Raw genomic sequence first — 20,720 nt, forward strand, 5'->3', positions numbered from 1 at the left:
TGCATCCTAATTTTACATTGTGGGACTCATGACCGTCTCGAGAATAGTGTATAAACACGATAATACGTACTAGTGACTATATACCCACTTCACCACAGACTTTTACGCGTGTTCGGCATCGGTGGTGGTATGATGCGCGACGCCCAGACGACCGATCCGATCACCCGGCTACCGTCCGAACTCGACTCCGCACAGAGCAAACTCGTCTACCTCACGCTCGAGGCCACCGGCGGAGCCACGACCGACGACCTGAGCCAGTTGCTGAACATGCAGAAACTCTCGATCCTGAGCGTCTGCGCCTCGCTCTCGAGCGAGGGGCTGATCGAACGGCCCGGTGCCGAGTACGTTCCCGTCAACTGAGCCCCGGCGGCAGTCACCGGCTGTCGTCCCCGGAACTGTTCCGACGCGGCGCTTCGAAGCCTTTATCCGCGCGGTGGGCCTCCGTTTTCGTAAGTAACCACAACCATGTCAGACAAGCCTGCCTCCATGTACCGGGAAATCAGTAAGCCGGCCTACACGCGCCGCGAATACATTACTGGTATCCCCGGATCGAAGATCGCACAGCACGATATGGGCGACGCCCAGGCGGACGCCGAGGACTACCCCGTCCAGATCAGCCTCGTCACGGAAGAAGAGGTCCAGATCCGCCACGGCTCCCTCGAGGCCTCGCGTCTCTCTGCGAACCGTCACATGCTGAAAAACGCCGGCGAGAACAATTACAAGATGGTTCTCCGCAAGTTCCCCCACCACGTCATCCGGGAGAACAAGCAGGCGACGGGCGCAGGGGCGGACCGCGTCTCCGACGGGATGCGTCAGGCCTTCGGGAAGATCGTCGGCACCGCCGCTCGTATCGACGCCGGCGAGCGCATCTTCACCATCTGGTGTGACGTGGACGACGCCGAGTTCGCCAAGGACGCGCTCCGCCGCTCCTACAACAAGATTTCGCCGCCGTGTCGCGTCATCGTCGAGCGCGGCGAGGAACAGCTGATCGCATAAACCGAAGTTTTGCTCTGCGGGTGCGCCTTCGGCGCACCCTCGGCAAAAATTCGATTAAAAGCACTCCTCCTTCCGTTCGCTCGTCCTTCCAGTCCTCGCTCACATCAGTCGTCGGCCCGCTCGTTCGTGCCTTCGGCACTCACTCGCGGTCGGTTCGGTGAACTGCCTGCCCTCCCCCGAGTCGTGCGTCTCTCGCGTCTGCTCGAGACCCACTCCCGGCCGTAGGGAATTCGGGCGCTCGAGCGGTCCGCTCGTCTCCGTACTACACGCCGCGATCACGTCGGCATCGGTTTGTTCGGTGGCCGACCAGACGAAAGAATAACGTGGCGGCGCTGTGGCGTACGGCGTATGGATCGCCGCGGAGTCCTCGCCACTGCGGGAAGTCTGTTCACGATCTCAGCCGCAGGATGTGCCGCGTTCGAGTCCGAACCCGACGACGAGGACCCGCCGGAACCGATCGTCGAAGACGTTCGAGTCCCGGCAGTCGAGCACGTCGACCGCGACGTCCTTCCGCCGGTCGAGTCGATCGACCCGGACTCCGACTCGGACCGCGAGTTCGCCGGGACGTTCGAAAACGCCGGCGACGCCGGTGACGCCGCGATCTCGCTGTACCTCCTCGAGGCAGACGACGCCGACGCGGACGTCCTCACGGCCGGCGCTCCCGCTCGCGTGACCGTCGTCCGCTTCGCGGCCGGCGAACGGCGCGACGTCACCTTTGACGACGTGTCGCCGGAGGGGGACGACGCCTACTACCTCGAGGCGCAGATCGGCAGCGTCGAGGCGGACGTCCGAAACGACGGCGAAGACGGGCTCGTGGAGGTGGTGCTCACGTCGCCGGACGGCGAACCGACGGGCAAACGGCGGACGCTCGAGCTGGACGCGGACGCGACCGAGACCGTCTCGTTCGACGGGGCGTTCATGCGGGACGCGTACGACGTGCGGGCCGAGGCGGCCGACGAGCAGCGCCGGTGATCACGATACGTTCTTTTCGTTTCGGTCCCGGTCTCCCGCTCGAGCCACGAGACACCTTTTTCCCCGTCTCCTCCCGAGTACCGCGTATGATCGATCTCGCGGTCGCGAACGACCAGGAGACCTTCGAGCGGATGGGGGAGCCGCTGGCCGAGCGCGGCATAGCGGTTCACCACGTGCCCGTGCGCGAGCGCACGATTCCGCTCGGCGAACCGCCGTGGGGGCCCGACGAGTACGACGTCGGCTTCGTCTATCCGGGACGGCTCATGGAAGGCGGGGTCGCCGACGCTTTGCTCGAGATCCCGTGGCTCAACGACCACGAGACGGTGTTGACCTCGCGGAACAAGGGCGAGGTGCTGGCGCGCCTCGAGCGGGCCGACCTGCCGGTCCCGAGATCAGTCTATGTCTCTAACGATGTCAGTGAGGACGAGCTAGCGGCGGTCTTCGACCGGTTCGACCCGCCGGTCGTCGTCAAGCCCAACTCGACGACGCGGGGGGTCGGCGTCGCGAAGGCCCACGATCTGGACTCCTTTCTGGGGATCTGTGACTACCTCTCATTGGTCCACGACTACCGGGCGACCGGCGACCAGTCCTTTCTCGTCCAGGAGTACCTGCCCAACGCGACCGATTACCGCGTGATGGTGCTCGAGGGGGAGTACGTCGGCGCGGTCGAGCGCCGACTCCCCGACGAGGCGATCGGCGAGGGCCAGTGGAAGCACAACGTCCACCGCGGTGCCGAGGCGACCGGCGTCGAGCTTCCCGACGCGTGGCGCGAACTCGCCGAGTCCGTCGCCGCCGAACTCGAGATCCCGTTCGTGGGCGTCGATCTGCTCGAGACGGACGATCGGCTGGTGGTCAACGAGACGAACGCGCGGCCGACGATCGACGAGGAGACGAAGTACGAACCGGACTTCTACGATCGGCTGGCGGCCGCGATACGCACGACTGCCGACTGAAAATACCGAAACCGAACGATTCGACCGCGACTGCTCGATTACTCGAGGCTGATGTCCGAGGACTGTTCGGCGCGATCGAAGACGACTTCGAGAACGCCGTTGTTGTAGGTCGCGGAGGCGGTGTGCTCGTTGACTCGGGTCGGCAGGGAGACGCGCTCGTCGTACTGGCGGTGGTCGCTCTCGGCGGAGATGGTCAGGGTCGTGCCGTCGCACTCGAGTTCGATGTTGTCCTTCTCGACGCCGGGGAGGTCGGCGATGATGCGGACCTCGTCGTCGGTCTCGTGGATATCGACGTGCGTGTCCATGCCGAACCCGTTGTCGACGTCCCTGGAGGAGTCGAAATCGACGTTGCCGTCGGCTCCGTTCATCATCTCGTTCATCATTCGTTCGATCTCGCGGAACAGATCGTCGAAGGGTTCGTCGCGGTCGTCTCGGCGCATGTGGCCACCTAGGGTGCGGCGTGGCAAAAACTTTCTGTCGTTGCAATACGAGCGGAAACGACCGCCGACCACCGACCGCCGTCGGGACGTTGCGTGAGGACTTCGCTCGCTCGTGGCGTCTCGACGATTCGGAACGGAATCGACTCGTTCGCGCGGACGGCCTACAGGCCGATCCCGAGCGTTTCGTCGGTCGTTTCGATGCTCTCCTGGGCGTCGGCCGCACCGGTCACGGCGCGGATCGCGTCGACGTTCTCCGGCACGACGTCGCTCTCCTGGTGGATCGCCTGGAAGCAGTAGAAGTCCCGTCCGACGGTCGAAATAGACTCCTCCCAGATGCAGTTCTCCCAGATGTCGCCGCGGGGCCGACCCGCGTCCAGGGCGTACTCCTTGAGTTTCCCGCTGCCGTCGATGTCCATCCGCTCGGGGATCGAAAAGAGGCGCGACTCGTCGGCGAACAGTTCGCGAACGTCCGCGGCGTCGACCTCCTCTTCCAGCGTGACGTTGAGGCTGTGCATGTGCATCTGCGTCGCGGGCACTTTCATCCCGAGCGTGTCGATGTCGAGATCGGGGAAGATGGTCTCGACGTCGGGGCCGTGGTGGGAGGGAATCGTCACCGGATTCGGGAGGATGTCGTTGATCGGGCCGCGGTCGGACTGTCCGGGGTCGCCGCCGCGGCGGACGAGCGTCGCGCGGACCTTCTCGACGCCGTAGGCCTCTCGGAGCGGCGCGATGACTCGAGAGAGACCGGTCGTGTTACAGGAGACGACGCGCACGTGATCTGCGTCGACGGCGTCTTCGAAGTTCGAGCGCGCGTTGAAACTCACCTCGGCGAGGTCGGCGTCCTCGCCGCCCTGGTAGAGCGCGGGCGTGTCGTACTCCTCGTAGAGTTCTTTGTTCTGCGCGCCGATCCCCGACGGCGTGGCGTCGACGACGACGTCGGCCTCGGCGACGAGGTCCTCGACCGGCCCCGCGATCTCGAGACCGGCCTCGGCGAACAGCTCCGCGCGCTCCTCGACGGCGGCGTAGAGCGGGAATCCCTTCTCGATCGCCGTCTCGGCTTCGAAGTTCGGGCGCGTCTTCGCGACGCCCAGCACCTCCATGTCGGGCTGTTGCCGAACCGCGTCCGCGACGCGTTTGCCGATCGTGCCGTAGCCGTTGATCGCGACCTGTTGCATGTGCTCGGGAGTGAACCACCGAAGGGGATAATCGTTTCGAGGCCTCTCAGCCGATATTCACTCGGTCTGGAGTTCTCGATCACTCTCGAGGCCGATCTCGAGACGCCGCTTCCCCGCTCGTTAGCCGATCGATTCGACCTTCCGGCACGGCACAGGGCCGAATCTGATCGAGAACCGCAAGCGGGGCCGAGGGCAAGACATATCGGCCCGCTGGACGGAGACGAAGGTATGGCAGCACTTCGAGCCGCGGCGGAGACGGCGGTCCGCCAGTGTCTGAACCTCGAGGCCGAGGAGTCGTGTGCGGTCGTCACGGACGACGAGCGCGAACCGATCGGAGAGGCGCTCTACGAGGTGGCGAGCGAGATCACCGACGACGCCGTGATCGTCCGCTATCCGCCGGGCGAGACCCACGGCAGTGAACCGCCGGAACCGGTGGCAGCGGCGATGGCCGGCGCGGACGTCGTCCTCGCGCCGACGACGAAGAGCCTGAGCCACACGCGGGCCCGCACCGAGGCGAACGAGGCCGGAGCGCGGGTCGCGACGCTCCCCGGGATCACCGAGGACGTCTTCACGACGGGGCTCGACGCCGACTACGAGTCCATCGCGGCCCACTGCGAGGCGGTCCGCGAGCAGGTCGCCGACGCCGACGAGATCCGCGTCACGACCGACGCCGGGACCGACATCGCCTTCGGCGTCGGCAACCGGGAGTGGTTCTCGGACACCGGTATCGTCCACGAAGCCGGCCAGATGTCGAACCTCCCGGCCGGCGAGGTGTTCGTCAGCCCGACCACGGCGAACGGTACGTTCGTCGTCGACGGGACGATGCGTCCCCATGGCCTGCTCGAGGACGGCCACCGGCTCACTTTCGACGTCGAAGACGGGCTCGTCACGCACATCTCCGACGACGAGATCCGGGCGACGGTCGAGGACGCGGCTGACGAAGTCGGTGACGCCGCCTACAACCTCGCCGAACTCGGTATCGGCACGAACGTGGCCGTCACCGAACTCGTCGGTTCGGTGCTGCTCGACGAGAAGGCCGGCGGGACCGTTCACATCGCGATCGGCGACAACGCGGGCATCGGCGGCGAGACGGAAGCGCCGATTCACCTCGACGGAATCCTTCGGGAGCCGACCGTCTTCGCCGACGGTGTCCCCATCGACCTTCCGCAATCGGACGATTTCTGATCGGTTCCGCGTCGCTCGACGCTCGAAGCCGTTTCGTTCCGATCCCGAGGCGAAATTCAGACTCTATCGATAGATTAAATCTTCACCGTTTCTGTGAGAACCTAGTGGTTTCAAGTGGAGATAGCGTGAGTTCCGACCGATGAGCGAGACACAGGGGTACGACATTCGGGGAATCGAGTTGACTGACGACAGCTACACGGTCGAGCAGGGGCTCGTCCGAAACAAGTACAGGGCGCTCGACGCCGACGGGAACACCGTTCTCAAGGGGAAACAGAAGATGTTGAAGATGAAAGAGGAGTTCCCGTTTACCGACGGGGACGGCAACGAGGTGTTCACCGTGAAGGCCGGGGGAATCATCGACGTCGCGGGGAACTACGTCCTCTCGGACGCCCGGACCGGTGAGGATCTGGTCATTCTGGACAACGACTACTCCCTGCTGCAGGACACGTGGACGATCCGCGACGCGACCACCGAGGAGAAACTGGCCGAGATCAACTCCCGCGGTGCGATGGTGACGCTGGCGCGCAACAACGTTCCGTTCGGCGGCTGGATTCCGCACAAGTACGAGATCACCGATCAATCGGGCGCTCACGTCGGCTCGATCGACGGCCAGTTCTCGCTGCGCGACCGCTACGAGATCACCATCGACGACGCCAGTTCCGTCCCGAAAGAGCCCGTCGTGGCCGCCGCGATGGTTATCGACGCGATTCAGGGACACTAGCCGGTTTCGACCCGATCGTTCGGTTTCACCGGTCGACACGTCGGACCCCGCGCTGGGGTCGGTCGCCGGGGGAGCGCTACCGCGGGTTCAATCGCTTTTTAGGTACGTAGCCGCTACACCGTCCATGAACGATATTCCGGAGCGCGTTCCGACGGTCTGTCCGTCGTGCTCGCCGGACCTCGAGACGGTCCACGAAGTACTCACGGACGGCGGCGGGACCCTCACCGTTCGGTGCAGCGAGTGCAGTCACGTCCACAAGATCCAGCCCGACCGCGAGCGCGAGGTCACGCTCGACGTCGTCGTCTCGCAGGGCGGCGAATCCTTCACCGCGAACGTCACGACTCCCGAGGACGAGACCATCGAGGTCGGCGACGAGTTCATCCTCGAGACGGAGGAAGTGCTCTCGACGGTTCGCGTGACCAGCGTCGAACTCGACGGACAGAAGCGTGTCGAGGAGGCTCCCGCCGACGAGATCGAGACCGTCTGGACCCGCGAGGTGGACAACGTCGGGGTCAACGTGACGGTTCACCCGCAGGACGGCTCGAGAGACGACAGCCGGAGCGTCACGGTCCACGTCCCCGGGGACTACGAGTTCGAGGTCGGCGCGGTCGAGTCCTTCGGCGACGACGAGTTCGAGATCGACGCCTTCGTCGTCCGGAAGGACGCGGACGGCTACCGCCGAGACCGCTTCGAGGAAGCGGGCGATACCGCCTTCGCGAAGGACATCAAGCGGGTCTACGCCTACGACGAGCAGAGCAGCGCCTGGTCGGCCTGGTAGGCGATCCGAGAATTCGTATGGGCGCCGAACCCCGGTACTCGCTACCCGATTCCCTACTGTCCTCGAGTGCGTACGTGATCGTACACCATGTCCGACACCCACGAGGATCGCCGCCGACGGATGGTCGAGACGGTCGCGCCGCGCGTCGACGACGGCCGCGTCCTCGAGGCCCTCGAGGCGGTCCCGCGCCACGAGTTCGTCCCGCCGGACCGTCGGGACAGCGCCTACGTCGACCGTCCGCTTCCGATCGGTGACGGACAGACGATCAGCGCGCCGCACATGGTCGCGATCATGGCCGACCTGCTCGAGCCCGACCCCGACGACACCGTCCTCGAAATCGGCACCGGCTGTGGCTATCACGCCGCGGTAACCGCCGAACTGGTCGGTGACGAGAACGTCTACACCGTCGAGTACGGCGAAGAGCTGGCCCAGCGGGCCCGCGACCGGCTCGCGGACCTGGGCTACGACGGCGTCTCGATCCGCGTCGGCGACGGTCGCGAGGGCTGGGCCGAGCACGCGCCCTACGACGCCGCCTACCTCACCTGCGCGACGCCGTCGCTTCCGGAGCCGGTCGTCGACCAGCTTCGACCCGGCGGTCAGCTGCTCGCACCGGTCGGGACCGGTCGCCAGCGGCTCGTGGCGGCGACGAAACGTCCCGACGGCTCGCTCGATCGGACCGAACGCGGCGGCGTTCGGTTCGTCCGGATGCGCGGCTAGAGCCGCGGACCGCGCAAGCGCGCCATTGATTACGACCGCTCCGATAGCTGGCGTATGGACCCCGCGGTACTGCGCGAAGATATGGTCGACGGCCTCGAGTCCCCGCCCAGGGACGTCCTCGCCGACGAGGACCTCGCCGTCGCGATGCGCGACGTCCCGCGACACGCGTTCGTCGGCGACGAGCGGACGGCCTACGCGGATCGCGATCACGAGGCGCTCGGCACCCGCGTTCTCGCACCGAGCACCGTCGCCCGCCTCTTCGAGGCGCTCGCCCTCGAGGAGGACGGTAGCGTACTGATCGTCGGCGTTGGAGTCGGCTACACGGCCGCGCTGGCGGCCGAGCTCGTCGGCGAGACGAACGTCCACGCCGTCGACATCTCCCGTCCGCTGGTCGTCGAGGCGCGACGGAACCTCGCGGAGGCGGGGTACGACGGCGTCCTCGTCGACTGCCGCGACGGCGCGAACGGGCTCTCCGAGTACGCCCCCTTCGATCGCATCCTGCTCGAGGCCGCCGCGGTCGATCCGCCCCGCGCGCTGCTCGAGCAGTTGTCCGATGAGGGACGACTGGTCCTCCCGCGAGGGACCCGGCAACAGCGGCTCGAGGCCGTCTCTGCTGACGGTGAGACGGACGCGTTCGACCCCGTTTCGTTCGACCCGCTGTTGGTCGAGGGCGAACAGTCGGGTGCCGTCGAGCGGAATCGAACGACGCGCGAGGACCGCGAGCGAGCACATCGTCGCGCCGAATCCCGGCGCGGCTGGGAGCAGGACTGGATCGAGTGGGAGGAGACGATCGACCGACAGTCCCGACAACAACGATCTCGATAGCAAATTGTCGCGGCGAACGTCCGTGCAGATCTGTTTCTGAAACGATTCCGACTGCTTCGCTCCGGGTTTCGCTCGAGCGACCGCCTGCTGGAAGTCCGGGAGTATCGAAATCGCAACTATCGGTCGTGTCTCGTCGTCTTCCGGGAAGCGGCGATGCGTCTGTCCGGTGGTCGGGTGGAAAGGGGTGGGGGGAAAGGGGGTGGCGACAGTCTGTCTCAGATCGCCACTTCTGGGTACACACTGGTGGGGGTTAAAAATAGCTTCTAACTGATTAGTGGGTCTTAATCGAAACTCCTAATCAATTAGTGCCAATGGGGGAGATTACCGATAGCGATATTTAGTCAACAGCAACTACCTGCTTCGAAGCAGAATCCGTCGATGCGTCTCTCGAAAACGGTGCTATTCGCCCTGAAAAACCGCGACGGCGGCTGGTGCCGTGCGAAAGATCGTCTCCGTTCGTCCCGCTTCGTGTCTGAAGCCGACCGAGAGATCGCGGTCGCTATCGAACGGTAGTTCGCGGAAAGGGGGTGGGGGGATTGGGGTGGCGAGGGATAATCCCTGATCGCCATTCCGTGGTATGGTTTGTCGATTGTTAAGTATACCTTCTAACTGCTTAGGGTCCCCTCGAAACAGGCTCTAATCAATTAGAATGCCCGTCGAAGGCCACCGTCACGAGCTTCCGTTCGGCTGCCCGCAGGTGATAGTGATACGTCGGCGACGAGACGTCGAGTGCATCCGCGAGGTCCTCGCCGGTACTCTCGCGCGGCCACTCGAAGAAGCCGCTGTAGTGAGCCGCCTGCAGCGCTTCGAACTGCTTGTCCGTGAGCCGTTCCGCGAGGTGGGCGTCGAGCCGTCGTGCCGAACGCGTATGTGTGGTCTCCCGTTTGGCCACCAGTTCCGTCTCCGGATACTCCTCCCGGATCGCTTCCACCAGCGACCGCGTCTCGACTCCCTGTGGCACCTCGAGGACGAGCGTCGCCGTTCCGTCTTCGGCCGTCGCCATCCGTATCTGGACGTCGTAGGTCCGCAGGACGTCGAGAAACGGCGTCGACGTTACCGTTAGTTCGAACAGCGTCTCCTCGTCGCCCTCGGACACCACCGACAGCGTCTCGATCGACGCCCACTCGTTCTCGAGAGCGGTCAACGACGCCGTCACCGGCGCGCTGACGAACAGTACGATCCCGTCCTCGCCGCGGTCGATGACGCCATCGAGCGTTATCCGTTCGCTGGCCGCAAGGTGGTCCGAGAGCCGGTTGAGCAGCAACCGCGAATCCCCGACGGCGAGTTCCAGCTCGAGCCGGCTGTCGGTTAGCATCGCCCGCGTTTGCTCGACCGACCGGATCGCGTGACCGATGGTTTCCCCGAGTTCGGCGAGGACCTCCCGCTCGCTCTCACCGACCGAATCGGCGCCCGCGACGTGGACGACGAGGACACCGTACCGGCGCTCGTCGGCGACCAGGGGAACCCCGAGCACCGTCTGGTAGCCGTACGTCAACGCTTCCTTGCGCCGCGATCGCCATTGCTCGTCCTCGAGGACGTCGTGTATCAGCCGTAGCCGTCCCGACTCGAGGGTCTCCCGAACCAGCGTGATCTCGGGGGCGCGATCGCCGTCGCCGCGGATCGTGTCGATGTAGGCTGCGTCGATCCCGGACCACGCGGTCGGCGTCGGCGGTTCGTCGTCGCTCGCGGCGATCCAGGCGAAGCGATACCGGTCCGTCTCAGCGAGGCGATCGCACACCGTTTCCTCGATCGCCGCTCGCGTCGACGCCTGCGCGACGCCGTGGTTGATCTCCCGGACGATCTCGTTCGTGTGATTGAGTCGCGTCAGTTCCTCGTTTTGCCGCGTGAGCGTTCGGTCGTGGTCGCGGAGCAACTGCTCCCGTTCGGCCCGGTCCAGCGCGGCCTCGGTGTTGGCCGCCAGAATGTGCAACAGCTCGGTCATCGTCTCGTCGAACCCGTCGACGTCCTCGCAGCCCGCGACCAGCACGCCGTGTGTCCCGAGCGGAACGATCAACTCGCTCCGGCCCGACGCACCCGTCGCCTCGACGCCGTCCTCGCGCGTCACGTCCTCGTAGTAGGCGCTTTCCCCCTCCGAGAACACGTCCCAGACCAGCCCCTCACCGCGCTCGAAGGTCTCCGCCGGATCGCCACGTTCGGGGGATCGCCGCGTCGATGCCGCGTGCTCGAGACTGCCCGCCGTGGGTTCGAACGCGTACGACGCGGCGACCGCCACGTCGAGGATCTCGCTCGCGGTCTCGACCGCCGACCGGTAGATCTCGTCTTTGGTCTCCGCTCGCATCAGATCCCGCGTCGTCTCGTGTAACGTCGTCAGCGTCCGCTCGTAACGGCGCTCGCTCTCCCGGAGCTCCGTCTCCGTGCGGTACTGGGCGACCGCGTTCGTGATCTGATTCGCCAGCAACGCGTACTGCTTCTTTCCGGATTCCTTCTGCAGATACTGCGTCACGCCCGCCGCGATCGCCTCGCTGGCGATCTCCTCCGATCCCCGCCCGGTGAAGAGAACGAACGGTAGATCGGGATCGTCCTCGCGAACGCGCTCGAGCAACTCGAGCCCCGTCATCTCCGGCATCTCGTAATCGCTGACGATGCAGTCGACAGCCCGCCGTTCGAGGATCTCGAGCGCTTCCGCGCCGTCCGTCGCCGCTTCGGCCTCGATCGCGTCGTGCTCGCGCTCGAGCATCTCTCCGGCGAGATCCGCGAATCCCGGTTCGTTGTCGACGACGAGTACAGTGATCGGTTTCGTCATTGATTTCGCTGTTCGCTGTTCCGTTTACCGACACATCGATGAAGAAGTACTAAACAATTAGCATTCGACTCGAACCCGCTCGAACCACCTAGTATCTTCGTCGGCTCAAATCGGGGAAACTCACGGAATATCTCCGTCGAATTCGTATTCGTTCGCCCAGTTGATCGACGGATGATCGATTTCGGATTCGAATCGGAGTTCCATCTTCTGCTCCGTTGCGTCGACTGCATCGATCCAATACAACTGCTCGTTTTCGGGATAGTAGACCAGAAACGCGTCGATTAACCCGTGATACGTCTCTTCGTGATAGACGCCGTTCTTCGTCGTTTGCGAGTGGGTGTTAAATCGGAGTGTTTCCGCTTTGTTCGACCAGCCAGTCTTGCACTGTATTCGGTGGAGCTCAGTCCCATCGTCGACGATGAGATCGTACTTGTCGTTATCTCCGAACGGAACCGAGACGCTGTAGCCACATGCAACGAGTTCGGCTACTGCTCTTGCTTCGGTCTCGTCACCGACAGCTTTCGAATTTCGCACGGTACGATGAGCCTCGCTTTCCAATAAAAACGAACGGAGAAACCAGCGTTCCTGAGTCCTTTCGTTTCGTCTTTCGAGTATCAGCGACTCGCTTCGCTCGTCGATTTGTTCCTCGAAAAAGCGCCCGAGGCGGGATTTGAACCCGCGTCACAACCGTGACAGGGTTGTATGATGGGCCACTACACCACCCGGGCTCCCTGCAACTCTCCATTTCCCGGTAACAGTATTAAGGGTTTTGCTCTCCGATCATGTGTCGTGTCCAGTGACAGATACTTTGTTTCGTGAGGCAAGAAACGCGCCAACGTCGGTCAATGATCTCCGATAGGTAGGTCCTATTTGGAACATGATTGATGTGCACGATCGAGGGCGAACTGAACTCGGGATTCCCACTCGGTCTGCTCGGTCCGTCGGTCAACTCGCGTATCGAGCTCTCCCGAATGGGGATATCCGCTACATAGCGAGCTGGTGGCTCACTGGTTTGGGTTCCTCGAAAAAGCGCCCGAGGCGGGATTTGAACCCGCGTCACAACCGTGACAGGGTTGTATGATGGGCCACTACACCACCCGGGCTCCCTGCAACTCTTCGTTTCCCCGACGGAGTATTAAGGGTTTTCAATCGAACACCGTATGGTACGGTCAATCGGGACACGATTCCCCGATCGAGCCCGCCACGTATATCGTACCGTGATACCAATCCGCACGGCCCACAAGGAATATAACTGAGAACCGGATACTCTCGAGTGTGATCGACGGTTCCGGTCAGGTCCGCCCGGCCGGATAGCTCCGCTTGTGCATCGAGTTAGAAACCGTTAAATGCCTCCCGCCGCTACCTGCCTGTAGTATCTCGTGATAGCCGCTTCTCTCCCGATAGCCGACACGCACACCCACACCAATACATGGTAGACGTAAGCCAACACGAACTGGTTCCGGAGCACACGGTCCTCGAGGACGACACGCTCGAGGAGGTGCTCGAGGAATACGACATCGATCGCACAGATTTACCGAAAATACAGCGCAAAGATCCCGCACTCCCCGACGAGGCGGAGATCGGCGACGTGATCAAGATCGTTCGCGACTCGCGGACGACCGAGCAGGCAATCATCTATCGACTCGTGGTAGAATAAATGGCAATGGAACTGAATCGCGACAAACGACGAGAGATTTCACGCGAGTATTTCTCGAAGGAACGGATCGCCGAACACCACTACCGGTCGTTCAACGCCTTCCTCAACCGAGGGATGCAGGAGGTCGTCGACGAGAAGGCGACGATCGACACGGACATCGGCGACAAGGAAGGGGAAGAGCCGGTCCACGTCGAACTGGGCGACGTTCGCGTCGTCACGCCGCGCGTTCGGGAGGCGGACGGCTCCGAGGAACTGCTGTACCCACAGGAGGCGCGCCTTCGGAACATCACCTACTCCGCGCCGGTGTTCATGGAGATGTCCATCGTCAAGGGCGAGGAGGGCGACCAGCGGGTCGTCGACTCGACCGAGACGAAGATCGGCCGGATGCCGATCATGGTCGGCTCCGATAAGTGTAACATCGCCGGTTTCTCCGACGAGGAACTGATCGAAATCGGCGAGGACCCCGCAGACCCGGGCGGCTACTTCATCGTCAACGGCTCCGAGCGGGTGCTGATGACGAGCGAGGACCTCGCACCGAACAAGATCCTCGCGGAGTACGACACCAAGTACGGCGACGAGATTCAGGTCGCCAAGACCTTCTCCCAGCGCCGGGGCTACCGCGCGCTGGTGCTCTGTGAACGGACGCGCGACGGCCTGCTCGAGGTCTCGTTCCCCTCGGTATCGGGCTCGATCAACTTCGTGACGCTCGTTCGTGCGCTGGGCCTCGAATCGGACGAGGAGATCGTCCACAAGGTCTCGAACGACCCGGAGGTCGTCAAGTACATGCTGGAGAACCTCGAGGAAGCGGAAGTCCAGACCGAGGAGGAAGCCATCGAGGAACTCGGGAAGCGCGTCGCCTCCGGCCAGGGGAAGAACTACCAGCTCAAGCGGGCCAACTACGTCATCGACCGCTACCTCCTCCCCCATCTCCACGAGGACGGCGTCGAAGAGGAAGACGTCCGGATCAACAAGGCCCACTACCTCTGTCGGATGGCGGAGGCCTGTTTCGAACTCGCGCTCGGACGGCGCGAATCCGACGACAAGGACCACTACGCGAACAAGCGACTGAAGGTCAGCGGCGACCTGATGAAGGACCTGTTCCGGACCGCGCTGAACAAGCTGGCCCGGGACGTGAAGTACCAGCTCGAGCGCGCCAACATGCGCAACCGACAGCTCTCGGTCAACACGGTCGTCCGCTCGGACGTCCTGACCGAGCGCCTCGAGCACCCGATCGCGACGGGGAACTGGGTCGGCGGGCGCTCCGGCGTGAGCCAGCTGGTCGACCGGACGGACTTCATGGGGGTTCTCTCCCACCTGCGCCGCCTTCGCAGTCCGCTCTCGCGGAGCCAACCCCACTTCGAAGCGCGGGACCTGCACGCGACCCAGTGGGGTCGCATCGGCCCCTCCGAGACGCCGGAGGGACCGAACTGCGGACTGGTGAAGAACTTCGCGCAGTCGATGGAGCTCTCCCAGAACGTCGAGGACGAACAGGAACTCAAACGCGAACTCGCGTCGATGGGCGTCGAGGGCATTCCGGGCCTCGAGGGTATCGAACGGACGACCGCATCAGGGGACGACTAACTCATGAGCAGCCAACAACGAGAGGCGAAAGTATACGTCAACGGGTCGCTGGTCGGGACGCATCCCGACCCGCACGAACTCGCAGAACAGATCCGCGAAGCGCGACGCATCGGCGACGTCAGCGAGATGGTCAACGTCTCGGTGAAAGACCGCACCCGCGAAGTGATCGTCAACGCCGACGCGGGACGGGCCCGACGACCGCTACTGGTTGTCGAGGACGGCGAACCTCGCATCTCCCAGCAGGAGATCGAGGCGCTCCAGGACGGCGACCTCGAGTTCGAGGACCTCGTCGATCACGGCTACATCGAGTTCATCGACGCCGAGGAGGAAGAGGACATCCTCGTCGGCGTCGACGAGGACGATCTGACCGAGAAGCACACGCACCTCGAGATCGACCCGTCGCTGATCTTCTCGATCGGTGCGGGGATGATCCCCTATCCCGAGCACAACGCCTCGCCCCGCATTACGATGGGGGCGGGGATGATCAAGCAGTCGCTGGGGCTGCCGAGCGCGAACTACCGGATCCGACCGGACACGCGCCAGCACCTGCTGCACTACCCGCAGCTCTCGATGGTGAAGACCCAGACGACCGAGCAGATCGGCTACGACGAGCGGCCGGCCGCACAGAACTTCGTCGTCGCCGTGATGAGCTACGAGGGGTTCAACATCGAGGACGCGCTGGTCATGAACAAGGCCAGCGTCGAGCGCGCGCTCGCGCGCTCACACTTCTTCCGGACCTACGAGGGCGAGGAACGCCGCTACCCCGGCGGTCAGGAGGACCGCTTCGAGATTCCGAGCCAGGACGTCCGCGGTGCCCGCGGCGAGGAAGCCTACACCCACCTCGACGAGGACGGCCTCGTCAACCCCGAGACGACGGTCGACGAGAATAGCGTCCTGCTGGGGAAGACGAGCCCGCCGCGCTTCCTCGAGGAGCCCGACGATATGGGCGGTCTCTCGCCCCAGAAGCGGCGTGAGACCTCCGTCACCATGCGCTCGGGCGAGTCCGGGATCGTCGACACCGTCACGCTCATGGAGGGCGAGGACGGCTCGAAGCTCTCGAAGGTCTCCGTGCGCGACGAACGGATCCCCGAACTCGGGGACAAGTTCGCGTCGCGACACGGCCAGAAGGGGGTCGTCGGCCACCTCGCGCCACAGGAGGACATGCCCTTCACCGAGGAGGGCGTCGTCCCCGACCTCGTCCTGAATCCGCACGCGCTGCCGTCGCGGATGACCGTCGGACACATTCTCGAGATGATCGGCGGCAAACTCGGCTCGATGGAAGGACGCCGGGTCGACGGGACGCCGTTCCTCGGCGAGGACGAGGACGAGCTCCGCGAGGGGCTCGAGGACGCCGGCTTCAACTCCGCCGGCAAGGAGACCATGTACTCCGGGATCTCCGGCGAGAAGATCGACGCCGAGATCTTCGTCGGTGTCATTTTCTACCAGAAGCTCTACCACATGGTCTCGAATAAGCTGCACGCCCGTTCGCGCGGGCCGGTGCAGGTGCTGACCCGCCAGCCGACCGAGGGGCGCGCCCGCGAGGGTGGGCTCCGTATCGGAGAGATGGAACGCGACGTGTTCATCGGCCACGGGGCGGCCATGACGCTGAAGGAACGACTGCTCGACGAGTCCGACCGCGAGTTCATCCACGTCTGTGCGAACTGCGGGATGAGCGCGGTCGAGAACGTCGAACAACGGCGCGTCTACTGTCCGAACTGCGACGAGGAGACCGATATCCACGAGATCGAGATGAGCTACGCCTTCAAGCTCCTGCTCGACGAGATGAAGGCCCTGGGTATCGCACCGCGACTCGAACTGGAGGACGCCGTCTAAACCATGCAAAACAGTAGCACACCGAAAGACATCGGACAGATCTCCTTCGGGCTCATGGAGCCCGAGGAATACCGGGAGATGAGCGCGACGAAGATCATCACCGCCGACACCTACGACGACGACGGGTTCCCCATCGACATGGGACTGATGGACCCGCGACTCGGCGTGATCGACCCCGGCCTCGAGTGCAAGACCTGCGGCAAGCACTCGGGTTCCTGTAACGGCCACTTCGGCCACATCGAACTGGCCGCGCCCGTGATCCACGTCGGCTTCACGAAACTCATCCGGCGGCTCCTGCGCGGGACCTGTCGGGAGTGTTCGAAGCTCCTCCTCACCGAGGACGAACGCGACGAGTTCCGCGATCAGCTCGACGAGTCCCGCAAGCTGAGCCGGGATCTCAACGACGTGACCAAGGCCGCGATCCGGCAGGCCCGCAAGAAGGACAAGTGTCCCTTCTGTGGCGAGATCCAGTACGATATCGACCACGAGAAGCCGACGACCTACTACGAGGTCCAGCAGGTCCTGACCAGCGAGTACTCCCAGCGCATCGCCGGTGCGATGCAGGGCGACGAGGAGGAGGGCATCGAGCGGACGACGCCCGACGAACTCGCCGAGAAGACCGAGATCGAACTCACTCGAGTCAACGAGATCCTCTCGGGCTCGTTCCGCCCGCGCGAAAGTCAGCGCAAGGCCATCGAGAAGGCCCTGGACATCGACCTGACCGAGGAGGACACGAACAAGCTGATGCCCAGCGACATCCGGGACTGGTTCGAGAACATCCCGGACGAGGACATCGAGGTACTGGGGATCAATCCAGAGCGGTCCCGTCCCGAGTGGATGATCCTCACCGTCCTTCCCGTCCCGCCGGTCACCGCGCGACCGTCGATCACGCTGGACAACGGCCAGCGTTCCGAGGACGACCTCACGCACAAGCTGGTCGACATCATCCGGATCAACCAGCGGTTCATGGAGAACCGCGAGGCCGGTGCGCCCCAGCTGATCATCGAGGACCTCTGGGAACTGCTGCAGTACCACGTCACGACGTTCATGGACAACGAGATCTCGGGGACGCCGCCGGCGCGACACCGCTCCGGCCGGCCGCTCAAGACCCTCTCCCAGCGACTCAAGGGCAAGGAGGGTCGCTTCCGCGGGTCGCTGTCCGGGAAGCGCGTGAACTTCTCGGCTCGGACCGTCATCTCGCCGGACCCGACGCTCAGTCTGAACGAGGTCGGCGTCCCGGACCGCGTCGCAAAGGAGATGACCCAGACGATGAACGTCACCGAGCGAAATCTTCAGGACGCCCGTCGGTTCGTCTCGAACGGGCCCGAGGGCCACCCCGGCGCGAACTACGTCCGACGGCCGGACGGTCGTCGACTGAAGGTGACCGAGAAGAACTGCGAACAGCTCGCCGAGAAGGTCGAGGCCGGCTGGGAGGTCAACCGCCACCTCATCGACGGCGACATCGTCATCTTCAACCGCCAGCCGTCGCTCCACCGGATGTCGATCATGGCCCACGAGGTCGTGGTCATGCCGTACAAGACGTTCCGGCTGAACACCGTCGTCTGTCCGCCGTACAACGCCGACTTCGACGGCGACGAGATGAACATGCACGCGCTGCAAAACGAGGAGGCCCGCGCCGAAGCGCGCGTCCTCATGCGCGTCCAGGAACAGATGCTCTCGCCGCGCTTCGGCGAGAACATCATCGGGGCCATTCAGGACCACATCTCCGGGATGTACCTCCTGACCCACGACAACCCCCGATTCAACGAGACGCAGGCGCTGGACCTGCTCCGTGCGACCCGGATCGACGAGCTGCCGGAACCCAGCGGCATCGACGACGAGGGCGAGCCGTTCTGGACCGGTCACGCCGTCTTCTCCGAACTCCTGCCCGACGACCTCGACCTCGAGTTCACGGGCACGATCGGCGACGAGGTCGTCATCGAGGACGGCCAGTTGCTGCAGGGAACCATCGCCGAGGACGAGGTCGGCGAGTTCGGCGGCGAGATCGTCGACACGATCACGAAGGTCTACGGCAACACCCGCGCCCGGATCTTCGTCAACGAGGTCTCGACGCTGGCGATGCGTGCCATCATGCACTTCGGGTTCTCGATCGGGATCGACGACGAGACGATTCCGGAGGAGGCCCAGTCCCGCATCGACGAGACGATCGACGACGCCAACGACCGCGTCGAAGAGCTGATCGAGGCCTACGATAACGGCGAGCTCGAGAGCCTCCCCGGTCGAACGATCGACGAGACCCTCGAGATGAAGATCATGCAGACGCTCTCGCGTGCGCGTGACAACGCCGGGAACATCGCCGACGAGCACTTCCAGGACGACAACCCGGCCGTCGTCATGGCCAACTCCGGTGCCCGCGGATCGATGCTCAACCTGACCCAGATGGCCGGTGCGGTCGGTCAGCAGGCGGTTCGTGGCGAGCGAATCAACCGCGGCTACGAGGATCGAACGCTCAGCCACTACGAGCCAAACGACCTCTCGGCGGAGGCACACGGCTTCGTCGAGAACTCCTATACGAGCGGGCTCACGCCGCGGGAGTTCTTCTTCCACGCGATGGGCGGCCGCGAGGGCCTGGTCGACACGGCGGTCCGGACCTCCAAGTCCGGCTACCTCCAGCGGCGGCTGATCAACGCCCTCTCCGAACTCGAGACGCAGTACGACGGCACGGTCCGAGACACCTCGGACACGATCGTCCAGTTCGAGTTCGGCGAGGACGGCACCTCGCCGGTCAAGGTCTCCTCGGGAGACGACAACGACATCGACGTCGAGCACATCGCCAGCCGCGTGCTCGACTCCGAGTTCGACTCTGAGGAAGAGCGCGAGGCGTTCTTCGACTCCAAGCCGCGGCCGACGAACCTCTCCGAACACGCCGACGATCGACTGACCGAGGGCACGGAGGTGACCTCCGATGACTAACGTCCACTACAACGTCGACGACGACACGATCGCGGTCGTCGAGGACACCGACCTCCCCCGGCGGCTCAAGGACGAAGTCTACGAGACGCTCGAGGCCCGCGAGGGCGCGACGGTCGAGGAGGCCGACGAACTCGCGAAGGCGGTCGAGTCTCGGTACCTCGACACTCGCGTCGATCCGCTCGACCCCGTCGGGACGGTCTCGGCCCAGTCGATCGGCGAACCCGGCACGCAGCTGACGATGAACACGTTCCACTACGCGGGGGTCGCGGAGATCGACGTGACCCAGGGGCTGCCCCGGCTGATCGAGCTGGTCGACGCGCGGAAGACCCCGGACACGCCGATGATGACCGTCTACCTCGAGGGCGAGTACGCCACCGAGCGCGAGAAGGCCCACGAGGTCGTCTGGAACATCGAGGCGACCAAGATCCTCGCGCTGGGCGACGTCTCGACGAACGTCGCGGACATGCGCGTCCAGATCGCGCTCAACGAGGACACCCTCGAAGAGCGGATGATCTCCGCCGAGGAAGTCGCCGGAATCATCGAGGACTCGCTGGGCGTGAAGACGGTCCAGCAGGGCACGCAGATCGAGTTCGGCCCCGAGGAGCCGTCCTATCGCGACCTCCTCCAGCTCGTCGAGGAGCTCCGCGAGATCACCTTCAAGGGAATCGAAGAGGTCTCGCGCGTCGTCATCCGCCGCGAAGAACTCGAGGACGGCGAGGAGTTCGTCCTCTACACCGAGGGGTCGGCCTTCGGGGACGCCCTCGAGATCGAGGGCGTCGACGCGTCGCGGACGACGTGTAACAACATTCACGAGATCCACCGGAATCTCGGAATCGAGGCGGCCCGCGAAGCGATCATCGAGGAGACGAACAACACGCTCGCCGAGCAGGGGCTGGACGACGTGAACGTCCGGCACCTGATGCTCGTCGCGGACATGATGACGAACCGCGGCGAGATCGAGTCGATCGGTCGCCACGGGATTTCGGGCTCGAAGGAGTCCGTCCTCGCCCGCGCGGCGTTCGAGGTGACGGTCAACCACCTGCTCAACGCCGCGATCCACGGCGAGGTCGACGACCTCGACGGCGTGACGGAGAACGTTATCGTCGGCAAACCGATCAAGCTCGGGACCGGCGACGTCGATCTCCGGATGGGATCGACCACCTCCGGAAACAGTCAAGCCGACTGATCG

18 protein-coding genes and 2 tRNA genes are annotated in these 20,720 nt (G+C 64.2%); 14 read left to right on the forward strand and 6 right to left on the reverse strand.

Annotated features, from left to right (window positions below):
- Nucleotides 1-129: 129 nt before the first annotated feature.
- The 4 genes from NDI89_RS17785 to NDI89_RS17800 all read left to right on the forward strand — a co-directional run bounded on the left by NDI89_RS17785 (nt 130) and on the right by NDI89_RS17800 (nt 2,921).
- On the forward strand, nt 130-360 hold the full coding sequence (locus NDI89_RS17785; RefSeq protein WP_277523433.1) for a MarR family transcriptional regulator: 231 nt from the start codon (nt 130-132) through the stop codon (nt 358-360).
- Nucleotides 361-465: 105 nt separating this feature from the next.
- Nucleotides 466-996, forward strand: a complete 531-nt coding sequence (locus NDI89_RS17790; protein WP_277523434.1) for a 50S ribosomal protein L16 — start codon at nt 466-468, stop codon at nt 994-996.
- Nucleotides 997-1,344: 348 nt separating this feature from the next.
- Nucleotides 1,345-1,968, forward strand: coding sequence for a hypothetical protein (locus tag NDI89_RS17795; RefSeq protein ID WP_277523435.1), 624 nt, complete (start codon nt 1,345-1,347; stop codon nt 1,966-1,968).
- An 86-nt stretch (nt 1,969-2,054) separates the two neighbouring features.
- Nucleotides 2,055-2,921 carry an ATP-grasp domain-containing protein gene (locus tag NDI89_RS17800; RefSeq protein WP_277523436.1) on the forward strand — a complete coding sequence of 289 codons (867 nt, stop codon included), beginning with the start codon at nt 2,055-2,057 and terminating at the stop codon, nt 2,919-2,921.
- A gap of 38 nt (nt 2,922-2,959) precedes the next feature.
- Here NDI89_RS17800 and NDI89_RS17805 read toward each other — a convergent pair whose 3' ends face one another.
- Together NDI89_RS17805 and NDI89_RS17810 are read right to left on the reverse strand one after the other, a co-directional pair.
- The gene (locus tag NDI89_RS17805; protein ID WP_277523437.1) at nt 2,960-3,361 is read right to left on the reverse strand and encodes an Hsp20/alpha crystallin family protein; all 402 of its coding nucleotides are present in this window, start codon (nt 3,359-3,361) and stop codon (nt 2,960-2,962) included.
- A gap of 161 nt (nt 3,362-3,522) precedes the next feature.
- A complete protein-coding gene (locus tag NDI89_RS17810) occupies nt 3,523-4,536 on the reverse strand; it encodes a type II glyceraldehyde-3-phosphate dehydrogenase (RefSeq protein ID WP_277523438.1) in 1,014 nt (337 codons plus the stop codon).
- 228 nt (nt 4,537-4,764) lie between these two features.
- Here NDI89_RS17810 and NDI89_RS17815 point away from each other — a divergent pair, with 228 nt between their 5' ends.
- From NDI89_RS17815 to NDI89_RS17835, 5 genes are all read left to right on the forward strand, one after another.
- Nucleotides 4,765-5,721 carry an aminopeptidase gene (locus NDI89_RS17815; protein WP_277523439.1) on the forward strand — a complete coding sequence of 319 codons (957 nt, stop codon included), beginning with the start codon at nt 4,765-4,767 and terminating at the stop codon, nt 5,719-5,721.
- Nucleotides 5,722-5,860: 139 nt separating this feature from the next.
- The gene (locus NDI89_RS17820; protein ID WP_277523440.1) at nt 5,861-6,442 is read left to right on the forward strand and encodes an LURP-one-related/scramblase family protein; all 582 of its coding nucleotides are present in this window, start codon (nt 5,861-5,863) and stop codon (nt 6,440-6,442) included.
- 124 nt (nt 6,443-6,566) lie between these two features.
- Entirely contained in the window at nt 6,567-7,220 is a 654-nt protein-coding gene (locus NDI89_RS17825) for an HVO_0476 family zinc finger protein (RefSeq protein ID WP_277523442.1), read from the forward strand.
- Nucleotides 7,221-7,307: 87 nt separating this feature from the next.
- Entirely contained in the window at nt 7,308-7,937 is a 630-nt protein-coding gene (locus NDI89_RS17830) for a protein-L-isoaspartate(D-aspartate) O-methyltransferase (RefSeq protein WP_277523445.1), read from the forward strand.
- A 54-nt stretch (nt 7,938-7,991) separates the two neighbouring features.
- Entirely contained in the window at nt 7,992-8,762 is a 771-nt protein-coding gene (locus tag NDI89_RS17835) for a protein-L-isoaspartate O-methyltransferase family protein (protein WP_277523447.1), read from the forward strand.
- Nucleotides 8,763-9,402: 640 nt separating this feature from the next.
- Here the strand turns inward: NDI89_RS17835 and NDI89_RS17840 are convergent.
- The 4 genes from NDI89_RS17840 to NDI89_RS17855 form a co-directional block, all read right to left on the reverse strand.
- Complete coding sequence (locus NDI89_RS17840) at nt 9,403-11,526, reverse strand: bacterio-opsin activator domain-containing protein (RefSeq protein WP_277523450.1); 2,124 nt, start codon at nt 11,524-11,526, stop codon at nt 9,403-9,405.
- A gap of 120 nt (nt 11,527-11,646) precedes the next feature.
- A complete protein-coding gene (locus NDI89_RS17845; protein ID WP_277523452.1) occupies nt 11,647-12,060 on the reverse strand; it encodes a group I intron-associated PD-(D/E)XK endonuclease in 414 nt (137 codons plus the stop codon).
- Between the two features lie 121 nt (nt 12,061-12,181).
- A tRNA-Asp gene (locus NDI89_RS17850) sits at nt 12,182-12,254 on the reverse strand.
- 302 nt (nt 12,255-12,556) lie between these two features.
- A tRNA-Asp gene (locus NDI89_RS17855) sits at nt 12,557-12,629 on the reverse strand.
- 326 nt (nt 12,630-12,955) lie between these two features.
- Between NDI89_RS17855 and NDI89_RS17860 the strand changes: the two genes are divergently transcribed.
- The 5 genes from NDI89_RS17860 to rpoA2 are packed head-to-tail and all read left to right on the forward strand — an operon-like array spanning nt 12,956 to nt 20,717.
- The gene (locus NDI89_RS17860) at nt 12,956-13,183 is read left to right on the forward strand and encodes a DNA-directed RNA polymerase subunit H (RefSeq protein WP_277523455.1); all 228 of its coding nucleotides are present in this window, start codon (nt 12,956-12,958) and stop codon (nt 13,181-13,183) included.
- Nucleotides 13,184-14,764, forward strand: coding sequence for a DNA-directed RNA polymerase subunit B'' (locus NDI89_RS17865; RefSeq protein WP_226005069.1), 1,581 nt, complete (start codon nt 13,184-13,186; stop codon nt 14,762-14,764). It begins immediately after the preceding gene.
- 3 nt (nt 14,765-14,767) lie between these two features.
- Nucleotides 14,768-16,597: a DNA-directed RNA polymerase subunit B gene (rpoB, locus tag NDI89_RS17870; protein WP_277523458.1), complete on the forward strand. Its 1,830-nt coding sequence runs from the start codon at nt 14,768-14,770 to the stop codon at nt 16,595-16,597.
- Between the two features lie 3 nt (nt 16,598-16,600).
- The gene (locus NDI89_RS17875) at nt 16,601-19,531 is read left to right on the forward strand and encodes a DNA-directed RNA polymerase subunit A' (protein WP_277523460.1); all 2,931 of its coding nucleotides are present in this window, start codon (nt 16,601-16,603) and stop codon (nt 19,529-19,531) included.
- A complete protein-coding gene (gene rpoA2 / locus NDI89_RS17880) occupies nt 19,524-20,717 on the forward strand; it encodes a DNA-directed RNA polymerase subunit A'' (protein WP_277523462.1) in 1,194 nt (397 codons plus the stop codon). The genes NDI89_RS17875 and rpoA2 overlap by 8 nt, the downstream gene beginning before the upstream one ends.
- The last annotated feature ends 3 nt before the right edge of the window (nt 20,718-20,720 follow it).

Origin of the sequence: Natrinema salsiterrestre (genome assembly GCF_029502005.1) — an archaeon.
Taxonomy (GTDB): domain Archaea; phylum Halobacteriota; class Halobacteria; order Halobacteriales; family Natrialbaceae; genus Natrinema; species Natrinema salsiterrestre.